At 49.5% G+C, this 1,026-nt stretch carries 1 protein-coding gene; it reads right to left on the bottom strand.

Annotated elements, in window-relative coordinates; genetic code table 11:
• Nucleotides 1-1,025 (bottom strand): photosystem II D2 protein (photosystem q(a) protein) (psbD, locus tag BV375_RS00055; RefSeq protein ID WP_086755941.1); only part of this gene is annotated, 1,025 nt, incomplete at its 3' end.
• Between the last annotated feature and the right edge of the window lies 1 nt (nucleotide 1,026).

Raw genomic sequence — 1,026 nt, 5'->3', positions numbered from 1 at the left:
TCAGGGAATACAAATTGTTCGTGGGGCTGATCTTGAGGAGCCATCCAAGCACGGATACCCTCATTCAGCAAAATATTCTTGGTATAAAATGTTTCAAATTCTGGGTCTTCGGCGGCGCGCAATTCTTGCGACACGAAGTCATAAGCCCGCAGGTTGAGCGCTAAACCCACGATGCCAATTGCTGCCATCCACAGACCAGTTACTGGCACAAACAACATGAAGAAGTGCAACCAGCGTTTGTTAGAGAAAGCAATCCCGAAAATCTGTGACCAGAATCGGTTTGCTGTCACCATTGAGTAGGTTTCTTCTGATTGAGTCGGATTGAAGGCGCGGAAGGTGTTAGCTGCTTCGCCATCTTCAAACAGAGTGTTTTCTACTGTTGCGCCATGAATTGCACACAACAATGCACCACCCAACACACCTGCAACACCCATCATGTGGAAGGGGTTGAGGGTAAAGTTGTGGAAACCTTGAACAAACAGGATGAATCGGAAGATTCCGGCTACTCCAAAGCTGGGTGCAAAGAACCAGCTTGATTGTCCCAAGGGGTACATCAAGAAGACGCTGACAAATACCGCAATCGGAGCCGAGAATGCCAATGCGTTATATGGGCGAATTCCGACTAACCGAGCGATTTCAAATTGCCGCAACATGAAGCCAATCAAACCAAACGCTCCATGTAGGGCAACGAATGTCCATAAGCCTCCGAGTTGACACCACCGGGTGAAGTCTCCTTGTGCTTCCGGTCCCCACAGCAACAACAGCGAGTGTCCCAAACTATCGGCTGGTGTGGATACCGCAACTGTAATGAAGTTACAACCTTCTAAATAAGAAGATGCTAAACCGTGGGTGTACCATGACGTGACGAAGGTGGTGCCTGTCAGCCAACCGCCTAGTGCTAGGAATGCGCAGGGGAACAATAGTATCCCTGACCAACCTACGAATACAAAGCGATCGCGCTTCAACCAGTCGTCTAGAACGTCAAACCACCCTCTACTGGGGGCGCGTCCAACTGCGATGGTCATT

The sequence above is a fragment of the Nostoc sp. 106C genome, from assembly GCF_002154725.1.
Lineage (GTDB): Bacteria > Cyanobacteriota > Cyanobacteriia > Cyanobacteriales > Nostocaceae > Aulosira.
The sequence above is the reverse complement of the archived record's forward strand: the minus strand, read 5'-3'. Positions and strand labels throughout refer to the sequence as shown.